The 19,744-nt window shown below is 38.1% G+C and carries 19 protein-coding genes; 5 read left to right on the top strand and 14 right to left on the bottom strand.

Features of this window, described 5'->3' with window-relative positions; all coding sequences use genetic code 11:
- Window positions 1-10 precede the first annotated feature (10 nt).
- The 4 genes from IRB43_RS04020 to IRB43_RS04005 form a co-directional block, all read right to left on the bottom strand.
- A complete protein-coding gene (locus IRB43_RS04020) occupies window positions 11-346 on the bottom strand; it encodes a fluoride efflux transporter FluC (RefSeq protein WP_203362157.1) in 336 nt (111 codons plus the stop codon).
- Window positions 343-696: a fluoride efflux transporter CrcB gene (gene crcB, locus IRB43_RS04015; protein ID WP_203362156.1), complete on the bottom strand. Its 354-nt coding sequence runs from the start codon at window positions 694-696 to the stop codon at window positions 343-345. Before crcB ends, IRB43_RS04020 begins: the two co-directional genes overlap by 4 nt.
- Before the next feature lie 131 nt (window positions 697-827).
- Window positions 828-2,930 (bottom strand): RNA degradosome polyphosphate kinase, encoded by a 2,103-nt coding sequence (locus tag IRB43_RS04010; protein WP_203362155.1) that lies wholly within the window; start codon window positions 2,928-2,930, stop codon window positions 828-830.
- A 20-nt stretch (window positions 2,931-2,950) separates the two neighbouring features.
- A complete protein-coding gene (locus IRB43_RS04005) occupies window positions 2,951-4,477 on the bottom strand; it encodes a Ppx/GppA family phosphatase (RefSeq protein WP_203362154.1) in 1,527 nt (508 codons plus the stop codon).
- 180 nt (window positions 4,478-4,657) lie between these two features.
- Here IRB43_RS04005 and IRB43_RS04000 point away from each other — a divergent pair, with 180 nt between their 5' ends.
- Window positions 4,658-5,080, top strand: a complete 423-nt coding sequence (locus IRB43_RS04000) for a YkyB family protein (protein WP_203362447.1) — start codon at window positions 4,658-4,660, stop codon at window positions 5,078-5,080.
- Between the two features lie 76 nt (window positions 5,081-5,156).
- Here IRB43_RS04000 and IRB43_RS03995 read toward each other — a convergent pair whose 3' ends face one another.
- Together IRB43_RS03995 and corA are read right to left on the bottom strand one after the other, a co-directional pair.
- Complete coding sequence (locus IRB43_RS03995; RefSeq protein WP_203362153.1) at window positions 5,157-6,059, bottom strand: chemotaxis protein; 903 nt, start codon at window positions 6,057-6,059, stop codon at window positions 5,157-5,159.
- Between the two features lie 205 nt (window positions 6,060-6,264).
- Window positions 6,265-7,260, bottom strand: coding sequence for a magnesium/cobalt transporter CorA (gene corA / locus IRB43_RS03990; protein ID WP_203362152.1), 996 nt, complete (start codon window positions 7,258-7,260; stop codon window positions 6,265-6,267).
- Window positions 7,261-7,354: 94 nt separating this feature from the next.
- On the opposite strand from corA, the gene IRB43_RS03985 reads away from it, so the two are divergent.
- Window positions 7,355-8,512 (top strand): aminotransferase A, encoded by a 1,158-nt coding sequence (locus tag IRB43_RS03985; protein WP_203362151.1) that lies wholly within the window; start codon window positions 7,355-7,357, stop codon window positions 8,510-8,512.
- A 78-nt stretch (window positions 8,513-8,590) separates the two neighbouring features.
- On the opposite strand, the gene IRB43_RS03980 is transcribed toward IRB43_RS03985, so the two are convergent.
- From IRB43_RS03980 to IRB43_RS03965, 4 genes are all read right to left on the bottom strand, one after another.
- On the bottom strand, window positions 8,591-9,454 hold the full coding sequence (locus IRB43_RS03980; RefSeq protein WP_203362150.1) for an NAD(P)-dependent oxidoreductase: 864 nt from the start codon (window positions 9,452-9,454) through the stop codon (window positions 8,591-8,593).
- 169 nt (window positions 9,455-9,623) lie between these two features.
- Complete coding sequence (locus IRB43_RS03975; RefSeq protein WP_481748111.1) at window positions 9,624-10,409, bottom strand: SDR family oxidoreductase; 786 nt, start codon at window positions 10,407-10,409, stop codon at window positions 9,624-9,626.
- 312 nt (window positions 10,410-10,721) lie between these two features.
- On the bottom strand, window positions 10,722-10,988 hold the full coding sequence (locus IRB43_RS03970; RefSeq protein WP_203362148.1) for a phosphocarrier protein HPr: 267 nt from the start codon (window positions 10,986-10,988) through the stop codon (window positions 10,722-10,724).
- Window positions 10,989-11,107: 119 nt separating this feature from the next.
- The gene (locus IRB43_RS03965) at window positions 11,108-11,302 is read right to left on the bottom strand and encodes a hypothetical protein (RefSeq protein ID WP_203362147.1); all 195 of its coding nucleotides are present in this window, start codon (window positions 11,300-11,302) and stop codon (window positions 11,108-11,110) included.
- A gap of 216 nt (window positions 11,303-11,518) precedes the next feature.
- Here IRB43_RS03965 and IRB43_RS03960 point away from each other — a divergent pair, with 216 nt between their 5' ends.
- Both IRB43_RS03960 and IRB43_RS03955 read left to right on the top strand, forming a co-directional pair.
- Complete coding sequence (locus tag IRB43_RS03960; protein WP_203362146.1) at window positions 11,519-11,701, top strand: YkvS family protein; 183 nt, start codon at window positions 11,519-11,521, stop codon at window positions 11,699-11,701.
- 150 nt (window positions 11,702-11,851) lie between these two features.
- A complete protein-coding gene (locus IRB43_RS03955) occupies window positions 11,852-12,460 on the top strand; it encodes a CPBP family intramembrane glutamic endopeptidase (protein WP_203362145.1) in 609 nt (202 codons plus the stop codon).
- A 48-nt stretch (window positions 12,461-12,508) separates the two neighbouring features.
- On the opposite strand, the gene IRB43_RS03950 is transcribed toward IRB43_RS03955, so the two are convergent.
- Entirely contained in the window at window positions 12,509-13,531 is a 1,023-nt protein-coding gene (locus IRB43_RS03950; protein WP_238941798.1) for a YkvI family membrane protein, read from the bottom strand.
- 176 nt (window positions 13,532-13,707) lie between these two features.
- Between IRB43_RS03950 and IRB43_RS03945 the strand changes: the two genes are divergently transcribed.
- Window positions 13,708-15,834, top strand: a complete 2,127-nt coding sequence (locus IRB43_RS03945) for an ATP-dependent Clp protease ATP-binding subunit (protein ID WP_203362144.1) — start codon at window positions 13,708-13,710, stop codon at window positions 15,832-15,834.
- Window positions 15,835-15,878: 44 nt separating this feature from the next.
- Here IRB43_RS03945 and IRB43_RS03940 read toward each other — a convergent pair whose 3' ends face one another.
- The 3 genes from IRB43_RS03940 to IRB43_RS03930 are packed head-to-tail and all read right to left on the bottom strand — an operon-like array spanning window position 15,879 to window position 19,637.
- On the bottom strand, window positions 15,879-17,579 hold the full coding sequence (locus IRB43_RS03940) for a M3 family oligoendopeptidase (protein ID WP_203362143.1): 1,701 nt from the start codon (window positions 17,577-17,579) through the stop codon (window positions 15,879-15,881).
- Between the two features lie 16 nt (window positions 17,580-17,595).
- Entirely contained in the window at window positions 17,596-18,039 is a 444-nt protein-coding gene (locus tag IRB43_RS03935) for a MarR family winged helix-turn-helix transcriptional regulator (protein WP_203362142.1), read from the bottom strand.
- A 17-nt stretch (window positions 18,040-18,056) separates the two neighbouring features.
- On the bottom strand, window positions 18,057-19,637 hold the full coding sequence (locus IRB43_RS03930) for a bifunctional metallophosphatase/5'-nucleotidase (RefSeq protein ID WP_203362141.1): 1,581 nt from the start codon (window positions 19,635-19,637) through the stop codon (window positions 18,057-18,059).
- Window positions 19,638-19,744: the final 107 nt, after the last annotated feature.

Below are 19,744 nucleotides of genomic sequence, written 5' to 3'. Positions count from 1 at the left end.
CCTCCCCCTTTTACAACGAGAAAGCAAGACCAAACAACGTAATAGATCCAATAATAGTAAGCAGCACATATGTAATAAATAGGCGGAAGCTTTTCTCGTATAACGTTGCTGCTTCTGTGCTGAAGGTTGAAAAAGTGGTGAAACCTCCTAATACGCCGGTTCCAAAGAATAATTGATCATTCATCAAGAAAGAAGCAGTCAGCCCAAGTAAACAGCTACCTGCTAAATTAACAAAGAGCGCACCAAAGGGAAAAGGACCGTTCACATTTCTTACTAACTGACTGACCCCATAACGACAAACCGCTCCAATCGCTCCTCCAATCGCTATTACAACAAATTCTATCATCGTTTTCCACCTGCTTTTAAACCGACTGCACTGGCCATTATGCCAGCAGTTACGGAAATAATCACATAACCAGCACTTGCCCACATATTCGTTTGCCATAGCTCAACAACTTCTTTAGAAAAAGTCGACATGGTAGTAAAACCTCCGCAAAATCCAGTACCATAGAAAAGAGAGGCTTTTTTAGTTATTTTTTTGCGCATAAAGCGAGCTGTTACGACCCCTAATATAAAACTGCCTGCAATATTTATAAGCAAAGTACCAAAAGGAAACATCATTTCATTCAACCCGCTGAAGATATAACGAAACACAGCGCCTATGCCCCCTCCAATAGCTACCAATACAATGTTCATATTAGCTCCTTCCATTTAAGCTTTGTTACACTAGCATATCGATGATTTTTGACTCATTTGAAAGAGCCAAATCCCGCCACCTCTAAACACAATGTTTTTAGTGGAGAATCTGGCTCTTGTATGACAGATTTTTATTCTTCGTCCTCGCGGATGCGATAAACCGCTTTTAAACATTCCGCTTGACTGTCGATCACGGCATCTTCTTCTTTCCGTTCAACATAGTGATAATTGCCTTCATTATCTTGATAGCGTGCTTTCGCATTATCACTTAGCTGAAGATTTAAAAATTGAACAATTCGATGCTTTAAGACGCCATCAAAAATAGGGAATAGTATTTCCACACGTTTAATCATATTGCGTGTCATCATATCAGCTGAAGATAAATACAATTTACTTTCTCCATTATGATGGAAATAATAAATACGGCTATGTTCTAAAAAGCGGCCAACAATACTTGTCACGCGAATATTTTCACTCACACTCGGAATACCTGGACGTAGACAGCAAATGCCGCGAATAATACATTCTACTTTCACACCTGCACAAGAAGCTTCATACAGCTTCATAATTAATGTTTTATCCGTTAAGGAATTCATTTTAGCAATAATATGCCCATTGCCATGTTTCTTATGGCAAGCAATTTCTTCATCTATTAAACGAATAAATTCCTCTTGAATATAGTAAGGAGCGACAACTAGATGATTATAAGTCGGCTTTTCTGTATAGCCGCTTAAATAGTTGAAAAAGTTCGTTGCATCAACACCAAATTTCTTCTTTGATGTAATAAGCCCGTGATCGGTATATAGCTTAGCTGTTTGATCATTGTAATTGCCTGTTCCCAGATGAACAAATCGCTCAATTTTACCATTGCGCTTACGGACAACGAGTGTAATCTTGCTATGAGTTTTTAAGTTATGCATGCCATAAATCACATGACAACCCGCTTTCTCGAGCTCTTTCGCCCAATGAACATTATTCTCTTCATCAAAACGGGCCTTTAGTTCAACTAGCACTGTCACTTGCTTCCCTTTTTCTGCCGCGCGTTTTAACGCTTCAATTACAGGCGAATCTCCGCTGACACGGTACAGTGTTTGTTTAATCGCCAATACCGTCGGATCTTCAGCTGCTTGTGAAACAAATTCAACGATTGGCTCAAAGGATTCATACGGATGATAGAAAAGCAAATCCTGTTGCAACGCTTTTTCAAAAATATCTTCTCCTGAATGTAAATCAAACGGCGGTTGCGGAATAAATGTTTCATAGGCAAGATCTTCGCGAATATCTTGTAGCTTCTTTACAAACGAAAACAAGAATGTTAAGTCAAGCGGCCCATCAATTTTATATACGTCTTTATGGTGAATTTCCAGTTCTTCTAGCAAATACTCGAGACCTATTTGATCTAAATCCTCTCCTTTTATTTCTAAGCGGACTGCTGAACCCCATTTACGTTTTTTTAATTCTTTTTCAATTTCAAGCAAAAGGTCACGAGCGCCTTCTTCATGAATCGTTAAATCTGCATTGCGTGTAATTCTAAAAATATTAGTCGATTTCACTTTAAAGCCTGTGAAAATTCTGCTGACAAAGTACTGAAGTACGCTCTCAAGCAACACATAAGTATATTCACCATCGACATCAGGCACTTGTATCGTCCGACCGAGTACAGATGGCACTTGAACGATCGCTACACGATCACTTTCAGCATCCGGTTCATCATTTTCTAGCATAACGAGCAAATTGATCGTTTTATTTAATAACATCGGGAATGGACGGTACGCATCGATCGCCATTGGCGTTAATACCGGGAATATTTCGTTATCAAAATAATCTTGAAGAAATTCAAGCTGCTCTTTATTCAATTTCTCAACAGGTACTAAATGAAATCCTTCTTTATTTAATTCAGGCAAAATTTCCTGATTAAATACTTCATATTGGCGTTCTACTAAAGATTGCGTTTTTTGACTAATGAAGTTTAATTGTTGCTTTGGCGTCAAGCCTGCTTTATTCTCTGGCTTATTAAAGCCCGCTTTCACTTGATCTTTAAGACCAGCGACCCGAACCATAAAAAACTCATCTAAGTTAGAGCTAAAAATTCCAAGGAATTTCAGCTTCTCAAGCAATGGATTTTGATGATCTGACGCCTCCTGAAGAACCCTTTCATTAAAAGCCAGCCAGCTTAGTTCTCGGTTGTTATAATAGTGTGGACTTGATAAATCCACTTTCTTGTTTTCCCCCATTATTTGCACCTTCTTGTTTTTTATTGTCTAATAAAAATAAGCTGAATAGGTAACTGTAATGCTTTTTCTAAATGTCTTTTTTGTTTTTCACTTTGGTACTTCTCTGCCAAATAGTTTTTATTGCATAACGCAACTAATTCCATTGTACCATTTTTTTGACATAATTGAACACTTTTTACCACATTTCTTTTGGTGCTATTTAAGCTATAACAAAGTTTAAGCAAGGCTCCCCACTCTCTCATCTGTTGAAGCTCTTCTTTCGTAAACCATTTTCTATACGGCTCTATATTTTGCTTAAAAGCTGAATTGTTCGTAAAAGAAGCTACTACCGAGATTTTCACTTTTTCTTTATGCGAATATCCGTCAAAGATTGAGTTGGTCAATAGGTAGAATGTATTAAGACCTTTCGAACTACTAGAAATATACTCTCCAACATAAAACAATAAAGCGGCTTGACGAACAATAAATTCATCTTCTTTATTTATATGTAGCACTTTCTTTTCCTTCATTTGTTGGATTAATTGCTGGGCTAGCATAGCCATTTGTTGAGAGCTGTATTCATTTGTTTGATAGCTATGCAGCAAGCGATTTGTTCCCTGCTCTTTCACTTCCAGTTTCGTCCGCGCCTTATTCTTCAGTAACTTCTCCATAATGACGCCATCTCTTAATCCTCGAGAACTAACGATCATCTGCTTTGACTGAGCGTGCAGCAGCAATTGATAAAAAACTTCTAATGCGGGTAAAATAAGATCAGCTCTTTCCCGAGAAAGACCATCTACTTTTTCTAATTCCTCATATGACATATTAGAAAGTTCATTTCGCAATTCGGCAATCGTTTCTATCGGCATTTTATACCCGTGCACACCAAGTGATGGATATTTTCTTTTTATTTGATCAACATTTGCAAGGTTTCGACCGCTCCCGCCAATGGAGACAATCGAGCCTTCTTTGTTTTGAATCCAGGAAAATCGAGCAAATTGATCCTTGATATAGGAAGAAATTTCTGCTTGTTCACGCTCCGACATACCGCTTCCTTTAAGAAACTGCTCCTTTAATGTAACCGCTCCGAACGGAAAACTATGCGACTCGATCAACTGTCGGTTTTCAAAATAAGTGATCTCCGTGCTTGCTCCCCCGATATCAATCGTTAATCCACAATCAAGATCCACTGTTTGCGTCACAGCCATAAAGCCATAATAAGCTTCTTCTTTCCCAGATAAAATTCGAATATGAAAACCCGTTTCTTCTTTAATTTCTTTTAACACTGCTTCTCTATTCGACGCTTGACGTACAGCAGCAGTAGCCGTACAGTCTACTTCACCCACATCGTAACTATCCAATATTTCTTTAAAACTATGTAGTACGTCTTTTAAAGCTTGGATTCCTTCCCCGGACATCCATTTATTGGCATCCAAGTATCTCCCTAAACGTATGGGAGCTTTTACGTTCTCCAACTCTTCAAAACCTGAATCGCTAATGTAATAAATCACAAGACGCACGGTGTTAGAACCAATGTCAATAATGGAGAATTTATTATTTTTAGTCATGTGTAACACTACTTTCTTTTTTCAATCTATTTTTCACGAAAAATTCTGAGTTAAAACATGGGATTCTCTTTCCATAAAGAAAAAAAAAAGATATAATAATGAAAAAATAGTGCGAAAGGAGTCTTTACATTGAATAATCCAAATAGTCAAAATAAATCTCTCCCTCATTCTCCATCAACCATGAACCTCGCTCAAGCAATCTTTACTGTCAATCGGCACGCTAAAACAGCCATGAACCCGAAATTTTTATATTTATTAAAGAAAAAAGCATTAATTCGAATGATACAGGAAGGACGAGCAAAAAAAACTGGTTTGCATTTTTCTAATAACCCTAAAAATAGTCAACAGCAATCAGATGTACTAGTTACTTGCGGAGAATATACTTTCCATATGCCGCCTTGCAAGGAAGACTTCCACAGCCTTCCTCACTTCGGCCATCTAGATCAAAAAACAAGAAATCCTCGTTCAAACATGAACTTAATGGAAGCGAAGAGAATTCTTCAAGCCTATACTGGCATGAAAGAAAAGCATGCCACTACTCCTTCATATCGCAAAAAACAGTATAAAAAACCGATTTTCAAGCCGCTTGGTCAATCGTATTAACATCTGTTATGGAACACCAAATCCTTCTTCAAAAAACACCGGCCATTACAACCGGTGTTTTCTTCTATTTCTATTATTATAATACTAACCGGTCAATATTTTTTACTAATTCAGTAATTTCAGGTTTACTTACTTGAGCATCTGCTCCAACTCCATCTCCTTTATGGCGAAGGTCGTCTGTAATTAATGACGAGAAGATAATCACCGGCAGCTGTTTTAACGCTGGATGTTCTTTTACTTTTCTTGTTAAATGATGACCATCCATTTTCGGCATTTCAATATCAGTAATCACCAACTGCACCTTTTCCTCCACATTTGACTCACCAGCAATCGATTCTAAATAATCATAAGCGAGCTTTCCATTTTCGAAAAACTCAACATTTTCATATCCAGCTTCAGCTAACGTGTCATGAAGCAATTTTCTTAATAACGGTGAATCCTCTGCTACGACAATATTTTTAGTAGAACGCTCTCTAGCTCCTAATTGCTTAATTTGTCCAACATGTATGCCTGATTCAGGATTAATATCAAGAATAATCTTTTCAAAATCAAGCAGGAGAATCATTTGATCGTTGATTTTCACAACGCCAATGACTTGATTGTTGCCACCTTGATACATATCAGACGGTTTTTCAATATCTTCCCAAGAAATTCGATGAATACGTGTCACATTTTGAACGTGGAATACTGCCTTTTGCTTATTAAACTCTGTCACTATATACTTATCGGTTGATGCATCTTGAACGACAGGTACTCCAAGAACTTTTGCCATATTAATAACGGGAAGAACTTCTCCCCGAAGCTGAATAACCCCTTCGATATGTTCATGGGAATGAGGAATGAATGTTATTGGTAAAGGTTGGATGATTTCTTTTACTTTGATGACATTTATTCCATATTTGTTATTTTGGACTTCAAATTCAACGATTTCAAGCTCATTTGTACCGCTTTCTAATAAAATACCTTGTTCGTTATTCATAAGTCTGTTTTCCTCCTGTCCTTTAGTTTACTATATCATGATTTCTTTCGACGTATCCTGTACAATTTTTTATATTTATTAACATTATTTTAAAAAAAAATTAATAAATCTCTATTCTTGTTTGATCAAATAACTGATGACTAGTTGACTTTATGAAACAAAAACATTCAGTTGAAACGTTTTCTAAATGCATCCATATAGGCAACTATTTAAAAGTAACCTTTCTGCCTGTTTTCTTTTGCTTTTTGGAAAGGCGCAACCACCCTTTTTGATTAAACATCATGATCATTATAAGTGAAATAAGCAACATGATACCGATGACAACAAAATAACCGTAACGATTCTCTAGCTCAGGCATATATCGAAAATTCATTCCGTAAATTCCCGCTATGAATGTCAATGGCATAAAGATAGTTGTAATCACAGTCAATGTCATCATTACTTCATTCATTTTATTAGAATTAACGGATACGTAGTTATCTCGTAAATCGGAAGAAAAATCACGGTATGATTCAAGCATTTCAGCCAGTTTTAATAAATGATCATATATATCCCGAAAATAAATATGATGCTCATTCATAAATTCCAACCTTGTTGAATTTAACATTCGATACACAAGATCTCTCATCGGAAAAATGGATTGTCTTAACTTGGCCATATCATGCCGAATGTCAAATAGACGATCAATTAATTCATTTCCTGAATAATTATCTGTTTCTTCATCAATTTGATTTAATTGATCCTCAATTTCATAAACAAGTGGGAAAAATTCATCCACAAAGCGATCAATCAGCCGATGAAGAATCAATACCGTGCCTTGTTGCAACTTTTTATCCTGCTTTAACTCCTCCCACACATGATTCAGCTCATCCACTGAAATGTTGTGAAAGGTCACAATCATTCGATCATTAATAAATATATCAACTTCTCTCGCCTTATATGTTTTTAGGTCTAGAGCATGAACGAGAAAAAAATAATACTGATCATAAAAATCAAGTTTAGGGCGGCCGACCAACTCATCTAGACAATCCTCGATAGCTAATGGATGAAAGTGAAAAGCATGACTAAAAAACTCTTTCTCTTTTGCGCTTGGCTCGGCAAAATCGATCCAGTACCACTTAATCTCTTCTTTGTTTATCTGTTCTAAAGACAGGTCATATAGCAATTCACCATTTGTGTTTAACGCACAAGTTCTAATCATTTGTGTCTCTCCAAGCTTCTTCAGTCTTTTTCATTATCCACGAAAGTCTTTTCAATGATACAATAGCATACATATAGAAAGGTGGCGATTTTTTTTGGAACATTGTATTAACAAAAAAGTTAAGAACATTCAAATTTCAGGCATTCGCAAATTCTTTAATTTAGTGAGCGGCACGAAAGATATGATTTCGTTAACGATTGGACAACCTGACTTTCCTACGCCGGAACATGTAAAAACAGCGGGCATAAAAGCGATTGAACATGACTATACGACTTATACTCATAATGCAGGCTATATTGAACTGCGAACCGCTGCGGCTCATTATGTACATAAGAAATATGCTTTAACATACTCTCCGGAGTCAGAAGTGATCGTCACGGTCGGCGCCAGCCAAGCCATTGATATTGCTTTACGAACAATTCTTTCTCCAGGAGATGAAGTCATTCTTCCCGGCCCTGTTTATCCGGGTTACGAGCCGATTATTCAGATGTGTGGAGCGCAGCTAAAAACTATTGATACGCGTGATAGCGAGTTTAAAATAACTGCTGCCAAAATCCGCCCCGCACTTAGCGAAAAAACGAAAGCGATCATCTTGCCTTATCCGTCGAATCCGACAGGTGTCAGCCTTTCAGCAGAGGAGCTACAAGCGATTGCTGATTTAGTGCGCGGAAAAGATATCTTTATTATTGCGGATGAAATTTATAGCGAGCTGACTTACGATCGTCCTCACGTATCCGTTGCATCTTTTTTACGGGAGCAAACGATTGTGTTAAATGGCCTATCCAAATCACACTCGATGACAGGCTGGCGAATCGGCTTTTTATTTGCTCCTGAAACGATCGCTAAACACATATTAAAAGTTCATCAATATAACGTGTCTTGTGCTTCATCCGTCGCACAAATGGCCGCTTTAGAAGCGGTCGGGGCAGGAATTGACGACGCTCTTTTGATGCGCGATCAATATAAGCAAAGACGTGATTATGTATATGAACGCCTATCTTCCCTCAACTTTGAGGTAGTGAAACCAGATGGAGCTTTTTACTTTTTTATTAAAATTCCTTCATATATAGAAGAAAACTCTTTTGATTTTTGCTATAAGCTGGCGACTGAACAAAAAGTAGCGGTCGTTCCAGGCAGTGCCTTTTCTGAATATGGAGAAGGTTATTTCCGATTATCGTATGCGTGTTCTATGGAGCAGCTTCAAAAAGGATTAGATCGCATCGAAACATTTATGAATACAAGAAATAAATAATAGTAAAAAAGCTGACCCGAAAAAGAAACAAGGCACATAGATGTCTCATCCGGTCAGCTTTTTTGTAAGCGAAATTAATTAATTCCAGTATTTAATTAATGCCTGCGTACCACTTGATTCCTCGCCTTTCGAAGCTAGCTTTTCGTACATTTCTTTCGCCATGGCAAGCCCTGGTAAGTGTAATTCCATTTTCTCAGCTTCTTCTAATGCAATTTTCATATCTTTTATAAAATGTTTTACATAAAAGCCTGGCTCAAAATCCTCCTTTATAATACGAGGAGCTAAATTAGACAAAGACCAGCTGCCAGCTGCCCCGCTGGAGATGCTTTTTAATACCGTCTCAGGGTCTAATCCTGCTTTTTGGGCGTATAGTAAAGCTTCGCAAATACCAATCATATTGGTCGCAATGGCGATTTGGTTACACATTTTCGCGTGCTGTCCAGCTCCAGCCTCACCTTGATACACAATATTTTGGCCAATTATTTCAAAAATCGGCAACATCTTTTCGTATACTTCCTTGTCTCCTCCGACCATAATAGCAAGCGTTCCGTTTTTGGCCCCGGTATCACCGCCTGAAACCGGCGCATCTAATGCATTCATTCCTTTTTCTTTCGCCTTCATATAAATTTTTTTGGCAAGACTTGGCTTAGAAGTGGTCATGTCGATAACAGTTTGACCAGCTCGGCCGGAGGAAATAATTCCTTGATGACCAAAATACACCTCTTCGACATCTTTAGGCTCTCCAATAATAGTAAAGACAATGTCGCTTTGCTTGCTAACTTCTGCAGGACTTTCACACCAAACAGCTTCCTGATCAAGCAATTCTTGAGCTTTTTCTTTTGTCCGAGTATAAATGTAGAGGGGATAATTTGCTTTAAGTAAATGCTGTGCCATGCTTTTCCCCATCACACCTGTTCCGATAAAACCAATAGTTTCTTTCATTTCATTCTCCACCTTTAAATAAAATCAAAAAAAGGGACCTGCGATTTAGCAGGTCCCAAAAAGGGGGTTGTGAGTGAGAATCTCCAATCAATCATGCTTGTTTTTATCATTCCCATTCCCCTGCAACTTTAAACATATCCTGCACTATTTTTTATACATTCGCTTACGTTTAAATGGAGCGGACCATTCCGCCATCAACAAGAAAGCTGCTTCCCGTTACATATGTATTTGCATCTGAGGCAAGAAAAGCGACCACATTTGCAAACTCTTCAGGGTTGCCGTAGCGTCCTAAAGGAATTTTCTTTTTCATTCTTTCTTCTTGCTGCTCTACTGAAATTCCTTGCTTCTTAGCATTCACTTCATCTAGATGACGCACACGCTCTGTCGCAATTCTCCCTGGCGCTACCGTATTGACTAAAATATGATACGGAGCCAGCTCCTCTGCCAATGTTTTTGATAGGCCGACAATGCCGGTGCGGAATGTGTTTGATAAAATTAAGCCAGCAATTGGCTCTTTAATGGATGAAGAGGCTATATTGATAATTTTTCCGCCTTGTTTCTTTAAATGAGGCAAGGCTTCACGTATCGTACGAATATAAGAGAATAAATTTAATTCAAATGCGTGCTGCCAATCATCATCCGTCATGTCTTCAAACAATCCTGCAGGCGGTCCACCAGCATTATTCACTAAAATATCGATCGTTCCAAATGTTGATACTGTATGCTCCACTAACTGCTTAATTTCCTCAGCCTTCGTAATGTTGCACACAGTGTACTCAACTTTTCCAGATGAAGCGCTCTCTAAACTCTTTTTTACTTCCTGCAGTTTTTCTGGATTACGGCTCGCTAACATAATATTAGCACCGCCTTCAGCTAGCTTTTTAGCAATCGCTTGGCCTAACCCTTGACTAGAAGCAAGAATCAGTGCCGTCTTTCCCTCAAACGAAATATTCAAAAAAACTCCTCCTTTTATCGACATTACAGTTTATTATAATATAATTTGAATTTTCTTTCATTTATTATTCTTTTTTGACATAGCTAAACAAAAAAAGGCCGCCTCATCGAAAGAGGACAGACTCCAAATCTCAAATATCTGTGGAGATATTTGTATTTATGATCCATCCCCTTATGAGGCAGCTTAGATCAAATAAGGGAAAAATGAGAATGAAACTGTGGTTGCAGCTGTTTCACAAGCTGTTATTTATACATTACCCCTTATCTTGTTTAAATAAACCTATGAATATCAATGATTAAGCATAAAAAATGCTTATTCCGCTAATCCTTCTTTTTCCAAGACTTCTTTAATCGTATCTAACGCCACTTGTTCATCGCTTCCTTGACAACTGATTACGATTTTAGAATGCTGGCCAATTCCAAGTGACATTACACCCATAATTGATTTTAAATTCACTTTTTTCTCTTTAAATTCTAGCTCAATGTCGCTTGAAAATCTGCTAGCTGTTTGAACTAACAAAGTTGCTGGGCGAGCATGAATACCTGTTTCTGCTATTACGGTAAATTGTTTTTCTACCATTTCTAACCTAACTCCTTCCAGATAAAAATTATATGTAGCATTACATTACAAGAAAAGTGACTAATGCGCAATTAATTACAAAAATAAATGTTGATTTTTATCGAAAATATTAGGTTGAGTTAACTTCTAGGCTCTTTTAAATAATAATAGATTACCGCTCCTCCTCGTTGGGCCACTCCCCTAAAATGCTTAAAATCTTCTCTGTTCACTAATACACTTTGAAAAATAAGAAACTGATCCTTACTTATGTGAAAATGCTCGATTTCGCCATTCTTCAATTGATCTAACAGGTTGGACGCTTCTTCTATAGTCAATACTTTCACCCTTTCAGAATTTTAAATAAATTTACACATATCTCTTTACTCTTTTACAAAAATAAGGCAAACTGTGAAGTAATACTTTGGAATGGTCCAATCATTACGCTATTGGCTTCATTCTATTAGGTAATTCTAAAAAGTTTATGATTAAACGTCAAGAAAGACAAAATGAGTAACCTTTTCTATATTTATACGTGAAGGAGAGACCAAAAAATGACAAAAGCAGAGGTTGGTAACATTATTGAATTCAAAAATGGGTTACAGGGGATTGTCGAAAAAGTAAATGAGAATTCGGTAATCGTCGACTTAACGATCATGGATAACTTTGACGATTTAGAATTAGAAGAAAAAACCGTCGTCAATCACAAAAACTATATTATTATTAACCCTTCCTAACATACAGAACGAGCTATTGTTGAAAACAAGCCTGCTTCCTAAGTGATGTCACTTGGGGAGCAGGCTTGTTTCTGTCAAAACTTATTCATTACAATTTAAGCTGCTTTTTGTTAAAATAATGGCTGTAGTTAAAGAAAGGAGTTTAAGACAATGGCAGTTCTTAAAGATTGGCGGTTAGCTGTCAGCCTTGTACTAGCACACATTCTGCTTTATATTACTTTTTCTGACCGTGATATATTTTGGTACATATATACAGCTGCAAATCTTTTTTTTATTAGCTTCGCAATCGTAAATGAGAAAATTGATGATAAACAAAAGACAACCAGTTTTATTAAATATGGTTTATTATCAGGTCTTCTTCTGTATACCTTGTTTTGGATTGGACATCTATTGCTTCCAATGCTGCCTTTCTCATTAGAAAAACAAGTGACTTCTATGTACAAATGGTACTCTCCGCAATTTTTATGGCACTATATCGTTCTTTTACTAGTGTTTATTCCCGGAGAAGAACTATTTTGGCGCGGATTTGTTCAAAAGCGGCTCTCTAACTATTTTAATGACCTGACAGCTATTTTAGTTAGCGCCTCGCTCTATGCATCGATCTTTATTTACTCTGAAAAGTTCATGTGGATGTTTGCAGCTTTCTTAGCCGGATTATTTTGGGGAACTTTATACGTATGGAAGCGCAGCATTCCAACATTAATTATTTCTCATTTAGTGTTTGATTTACTACTAATTATCTTTCTTCCGCTCAAATAGTGGAATACCCACAATAACTGAAAGCAGGCGATCAGCGCCTGCTTTCAGTTATTTTTTCCATAATAATAGAAGAAATACTAGACCAATCCATCCAAAAAGCGGATAAAGAAAAGACAACAGCATACCGTAAGAAATTTGACTAAGTAAAAAGCCAGCTATAAATATAGCAGCAAAAAGAACGCTTGGAGTCCATGGTATTCGTTTCTCTAGCTGTTGCTTCAAGCCGTAAGCATTTCCAACAACAGTCGTAAATATTTCTCCATAAATTAATATTGTATACACATAATGAAAAGCGGGCAAATACGTCTCCACTACTTTAGCCATCGGGATTTCATATGAAGAGAGATTAACTAATTGAATCAGACTTACATGACTGGCAATCATCAATAGCATTAACACGCCTCCACCAAGAAAAGCTCCCCTCTTAATCACACGCTTGTCCTTAATTTCATAAGCAAGTGGCACGAGTACAGCTTGAGCCAGTATTAAATTAAGCGCGGTGTAAACGAAAGGAGCTGTCCACATTTTCCACGTCAAATCAGCTTCTTTCTGCATGAGCAGCGTCTGAAAAAAAACAGGACTAGCCGCTACTTCTATCGCCAACAAAAACTGAAAGACAAGCATAAGTGGAACAACGAAGACATTCACAGCTAACAACCCTTGTAGCCCTCTTGTCATGACTAACAATCCAATAAAAATAGTCAATAAGATGCCAACGTTCGCCGGCCAATGAAACCGTTCATCAAATAGAGCGCCTGATCCAGAAAGCATCACACCTAAGACACCAATAAGCATGATAAACTGGATAACTGTCACAACTTTCCCTAACTTTCTTCCAAATAAAAATACATTAAATTCTTCAAAAGAAGAAGCTCCCAGTTCAATTGAGGTCATCATCAGTTTCGCTCCTAAAAAAATAAACAGTCCCCCGCTAATGATCATGCCAAGCAAGCCGTAAAACCCGAATTGCGAAAAGAACTGTACAATTTCTTTGCCGGTAGCAAAACCCGCTCCAATCACAGTACCTATATAAACAGCTGCCACTTGGCATGCACCGCTCCACGTTCTCACTATGCACCCCTCACTTCTTACCCATTATTTCACTTTATGCTTTTCCATCCATATTAAGAAGAAAAAACAAATATTTTAGACAAAGTACTTGAAAGTCAAAAAAGGTCAAAGTATAATACAGATATAAAGTCAAAGATAGTCAAAGTCAAAAAAAAAAAAAAAGGGGTTGAAACAATATGTTATGTCAAAAATGTCAACAAAAAAGAGCAAATGTTCAATTACGAATGAATGTAAACGGTCAAGAGACACATGCGCTTTTATGTTCAGCATGCTATCAAAAAAATAAACAAGCCATTGGTCAATCCTTTCATTCCCAAGGCTTCGGGCACTTCCCGATCGATGAATGGATAAAAGGCTTTCCTCCTCAACAAAACAAAAAAATAGATGAAGCACCACAAGAAATGAGCAAAGGAGGAAGCGGTTTTCTTGATCAATTCGGGAGAAACTTAACGAATATGGCGAAGGCTGGTATCATCGATCCAGTAATTGGACGAGAGAAAGAAGTGAAACGCGTCATTGAAGTATTAAATCGACGCAACAAAAATAATCCTGTATTAATCGGAGAACCAGGTGTTGGGAAAACAGCCATTGCAGAGGGGCTCGCTTTAAAAATTGCAGAAGGCGATGTGCCAGCAAAACTGAAAAACAAAGAAGTATACTTGCTTGATGTCGCTTCACTTGTCGCTAACACAGGCATTCGCGGTCAATTCGAAGAAAGAATGAAACAATTAATTACAGAGCTTCAGCATCATAAAAATATTATTCTTTTCATCGATGAAATCCATCTTCTTGTCGGCGCAGGCTCTGCCGAAGGCTCCATGGATGCCGGCAATATATTAAAACCGGCACTTGCTCGCGGGGAACTTCAATTAATTGGGGCAACAACATTAAAGGAATATCGCCAAATCGAAAAAGATGCCGCTCTTGAACGCCGATTTCAGCCAGTACAAGTGAATGAGCCATCCGTTGAAGAAGCAATTGCCATTTTAACTGGCTTACAAAAACGCTATGAAGATTTTCATGAAATAACCTTCACTAAAGAGGCGATTGAAGCTTGCGTCACTCTTTCTCATCGTTACATTCAAGATCGGTTCCTTCCAGATAAAGCCATTGATTTGATGGATGAAGCGGGATCCAAATTAAACTTAACCATCAATACACAAGATAAAGAGAGCATACAACAACGCTTAGCGGAACTAGCAAAAGAAAAAACAGCTGCTCTCCAAAAAGAAGAATATGAAAAAGCAGCTAAGCTTCGAGATGAAGAGACAAAGCTAGAAGAACAGTTGAATCAAACGGAAGGCTCTACAGAAAAACCTGTCGTTACCATTGAAGAAATCCATTACTTGATTGAACAGAAAACAGGCATTCCAGTTGGAAAACTGCAACAAGACGAACAACAAAAAATGCAGCATTTAGAAGAAAATCTTACAAAGAAAGTCATTGGACAAGCTGAAGCTGTCAAAAAAGTAGCGAAAGCGATCCGCCGCAATCGCGCTGGTTTGAAATCGAAAAAACGTCCAATTGGGTCATTTTTATTCGTTGGTCCAACAGGTGTGGGGAAAACAGAATTAACCAAAACATTGGCAGAAGAATTATTTGGATCACAAGATGCAATGATTCGTCTTGATATGAGTGAGTACATGGAGAAGCATAGCGTATCTAAATTGATCGGTTCCCCTCCAGGATATGTCGGTCATGAAGAGGCAGGGCAATTAACAGAAAAGGTCCGTCGCAATCCATACAGCATTATCTTGCTAGATGAAATTGAAAAAGCACACCCTGATGTACAACATATGTTTTTACAAATTCTCGAAGACGGTCGTTTAACAGATAGCCAAGGACGAACAGTCAGCTTTAAAGATACGGTCATTATTATGACAAGCAATGCTGGTGTAGCAAATAAATCGATCACCGTTGGCTTTGAAAAGAACGCTGATTCAAAAGAAAACTCCATCTTAGATTCCTTAAGCAGTTTCTTTAAGCCGGAGTTTCTAAACCGCTTTGACAATATTATCGAGTTTCAAGCTCTCGATAAAGATCATTTATTACAAATTGTTGATTTAATGCTTCACCAATTAAATGAAACATTACAAGAACAGCAAATGGAACTTCAAGTTTCCGATGAAGTGAAACAAAAATTAAGTGAGCTAGGCTACCATCCTGCATTCGGTGCCCGTCCACTTCGCCGAGTCATTCAAGAACAACTAGAAGATCGCATCGCTGACTTTATTTTAGATCACTCAGAAGTAAAACAACTGCAAGCCGTGATGAGAGAGGGAGAAATCAAAATCATTGCTTAAGCAAAAAAGTGCCCTAAGCTGGGCACTTTTTGCTGTTTTACTCGCTATAATTGCTTTACTTTTTCCATTCCTTCCTCCAACCATTTTTCGATTGGCTGTAAGACGGAGACAATACACCCTTCTTCAAAAGGAGAAATGAGGTTTGCTTTTTCAACAATTTCAGTAAAAGAGCGACTACCTCCAATTTGACAAATGGCTACATAATCCTTCCATGCCGCTTCTCGATCCTCATCCATCCGCTTCCAAAATTGAAGAGCACAAACTTGCGCAAGCGTGTAATCAATATAGTAAAACGGCACATCATATATATGGCCTTGACGCTGCCAAAAACCGCCCGCTTCTAAATAAGGGATCCCATCATAATCTCGATGTGGCAAATATTGCTGTTCAATTTCCTTCCATACAGCTTTTCTTTCTGCTGGTGTGAGATTTGGCTGTTCATACACCCGATGCTGAAATTCATCCACAGCCGCTCCATAAGGCAAAAATAAAAGGGCTCCACTCAAATGAGCATACTTATATTTCTCCGTATCTTCTTTGAAAAACAGTTCCATCCACGGCCAAGTGAAAAACTCCATGCTCATCGAATGAATTTCACACGCTTCATACGTTGGCCACAAATATTCAGGCACAGCAAAATCTCTGCTGCAATATACTTGAAAAGCGTGCCCTGCCTCATGTGTTAACACATCAATATCTCCGGACGTTCCATTGAAATTAGCAAAGATAAACGGCGAGCGATAATTATGCATATATGTGCAATATCCACCGCCGGCTTTCCCCTTTTTCGCTTCTAAGTCCATGAGCTGGCGGTCAAGCATAAATTGAAAGAACTCAGCTGTCTCTTGAGATAGTTCCTCATACATTTTCTTTCCGTTGTTGACAATCCAGGCGGCATCCCCTTTTGGTTTGGCATTCCCGGTCGTAAATTGATACGCTTCATCATAAAACTTCAAAGAATCCACACCAATACGCTTTTGTTGTTCATTTCTTAATTTTGTAGCTAGTGGAACGATATGCTGTTTAATTTGCTCTCGATAGCCTTTCACCATTGACGCATCATAATCCACTCGATTTAAGCGATAATAGCCAAGTTCAGTGAAATTGTTAAAGCCAAGCTTTTGAGCAATCTCTGTTCTCACTTTTACTAATTGATCATAGAGCTCATCAAACGATTCTTCATGTTCGGCAAAAAAAGCAAAGCGAGCTTCTACCGCCTGTTTGCGGAGAGTCCGATCAGCTACTTCCGCATAAGGTTCTAGCTGTGCTAGCGTAAGGGTTTCACCATTGAATTCAATTTGTGCGGAAGCCACTAACTGCGTGTATTGTGAAGACAGCTTATTTTCTTTCTCAAGCAAAGGAAGAATATCTTCAGAAAAAGTTTTTACTTGAGCTTCTGCTGTTAAAAACAATTGCTTTCCTAACGCCTTTTCTAGTTCGACTCTATGATGAGAAGACAGCAATGCCCGGTTTAATTTGGCTGAAATTTCTTCCATTCTAGGTGACATTTCATCCATGTAATCCTGTTCTTTTTGATAAAATGCATCCGTCGTATCAATCGTATAGCGAATATAACAAAGATCCATCATCGTGCTAATCTCATTGCGGATTTGATTGATTTTGTTTAATAGCTCAATCTGTTCAGCTGCTGTCTGCGCCTTCGCAAAGCGCTGAAGCAATTCATCTGTTTTAGCAGCCGCTTTCTCAATATTCGGACGTTCATACGTATATTCAGTAAATTTCATCTTATTCCCCTCTTTCTCACGATAAACTCTTAATCGACAGTCCTAATTTACGTATTAAAGTGATCGCCATCTCTTTTTCTTCTTCTGACAATGCGCCCATTAATCGATGAATATTTTGTTCGTGTTGCGGAAAAATTTCGTCAATAAGCGCTTTACCTTGATCGGTTATTTCTGCATGAATAACCCGGCGATCCTTCTCATTAGCTTTACGAGCAAGCAAATGCTTTTTCTCTAGCTTATCTACGACATATGTAATGCTTCCACTTGCCATTAAAATTTTATTACCAATCTGTTGCAACGGTTGGGGACCTTTATGATATAACAATTCTAATACGGCAAACTCTGTCGGGTTTAATCCTGACTCATAAATATATTCATTCACCTGTTCATTGATCACTTTCGTTGCCCGAGATAACACAATAAATAGTTTTAAAGATTGCTTGCTTTTTTCATTGTTCATCTTTTCCACTCATTTCTTTACACTGAAGGAATGATCACATTCCAATTATTATTGACTTCTGCTTTGATCGTTCTGCGCTTTCGAATATAGGCCGCAAGAAGCTCTGTCATATCGGTTTGTATTTCCTTTATAACCTTTTTTCCTTTAAACATCAAGTAATCCCCGCCCCCACCTGCACGGTAGTTATTCATTACTACTTTGTATCGCTGGTGAGTGTTAAGCGGTTCTCCTTGATACATCGCCTGTATGATTCGATTGCCTGGTGAACGTCTCAAATCGATTGTATACTCAATCCCCTCCCACATATCGTAGTTATAGTGCTGCGGCTTAGGACGTGAAAAGTCTGCGCTCACTGCTGGCTCATCACCAATGAGTGTAAAATACGAAGCTGACCGCTCTAATGCCTGCTTAATGTCCTCTCCAGTGACTTCTATCACCATTAACGAGTTCGGATAAATATAATTAGAGACAATGGATCTCATTGTGATATGAGACGGCAAACCTGGTGAATCATTGTGAAAAAGCGCCGTGCTGGAAATATCAACATGAGCGGCATCCATCTGTACTTTATGAATTAATTCAATCATTGGATGCTCGGCTAACCGTGCTTGAAAAGGATCATGAATACGCATATCTCCTTCGACTGTGCCAAGCACTTCATCTAGCCACTTTTGTGTCCCTTGTTCATAAGGTTCAATCAGATTCATAAGACTTTGATCTGCAGTTAAATCCACCGTCTGTATCGTTTCAGGGAATGTTTGCTGCAGCTTGTATTGCTGATTCTCTTTCACAAATTCAGCTGTCACTTGACCGATCGCCTGTCCCTTGTAGCCTGGTTGAACCACCGCTACTCCATTAATTATTTGTTGTTCTTGACGATGCTGATGCCCTGTGAGTAGCACATCAATTCCTTCTACCTCCATGCAAAGGCGATAAGCTTGATTTTCTCCTTTTTCAAAAGGCTCAATGCGCTTACCCGTGGCTAAATCGACTTCAAATCCGCCATGATAAGAAACGATCATAATATCCGGTTGTTCCACTTCTCGAATATGCTTCACCCAATTGGAAGTAGCTGTCACCGCATCTTCAAATATAAGCCCTTCAATATGCGATGGCTTTTCCCAATTGGGGATATAATGGGTAGTTACACCTAGAACAGCCGCTTTGATTCCTGATGAAAATGTTTTAATGACATAGGGTGTGCCAAAGAAAGGCTTTCCTGTTTCACCACTTAAGATGTTACAGCTTAGAAAAGGGAACGTGGCATCAGCAGCTACTTTTGTTAAAGTATCTAGGCCATAATTAAACTCATGATTGCCTAAAACAGCCGCATCATACTGCAATTTATTCATTCCAATAATCATCGGATGTACCTTTTGCCTTAACATCCGAAAATAGTAGCTGGCTAACGGCGTCCCTTGCATAAAATCTCCATTATCAATCACTAACACATGTTCATTCTCACTCCTGATCTTCTTCATATAAGAAGCAAGTTTCGCCAGTCCAATATTTGCAGGTGTGTTCGAACTATACTGAATGGGCAAGATCGCTCCATGCAAATCGCTTGTTTCAAGTATAATCAGCTTTATATGATCCATGTAATCCCTTCTCCCTTATTTTGTCATTTGTTTCCCTTTCTAAATTAAACCATTTTCTTATGTAGAAATTCACCTATCTGCAACTTATTTCGGGAAATAACAATTTT

The organism is Bacillus sp. REN10, assembly GCF_016820555.1.
Taxonomy (GTDB): Bacteria; Bacillota; Bacilli; order Bacillales; family Domibacillaceae; genus Bacillus_CE.
Note: the sequence above shows the minus strand (reverse complement) of the source record. Positions and strands in the feature narration are given on the sequence as shown.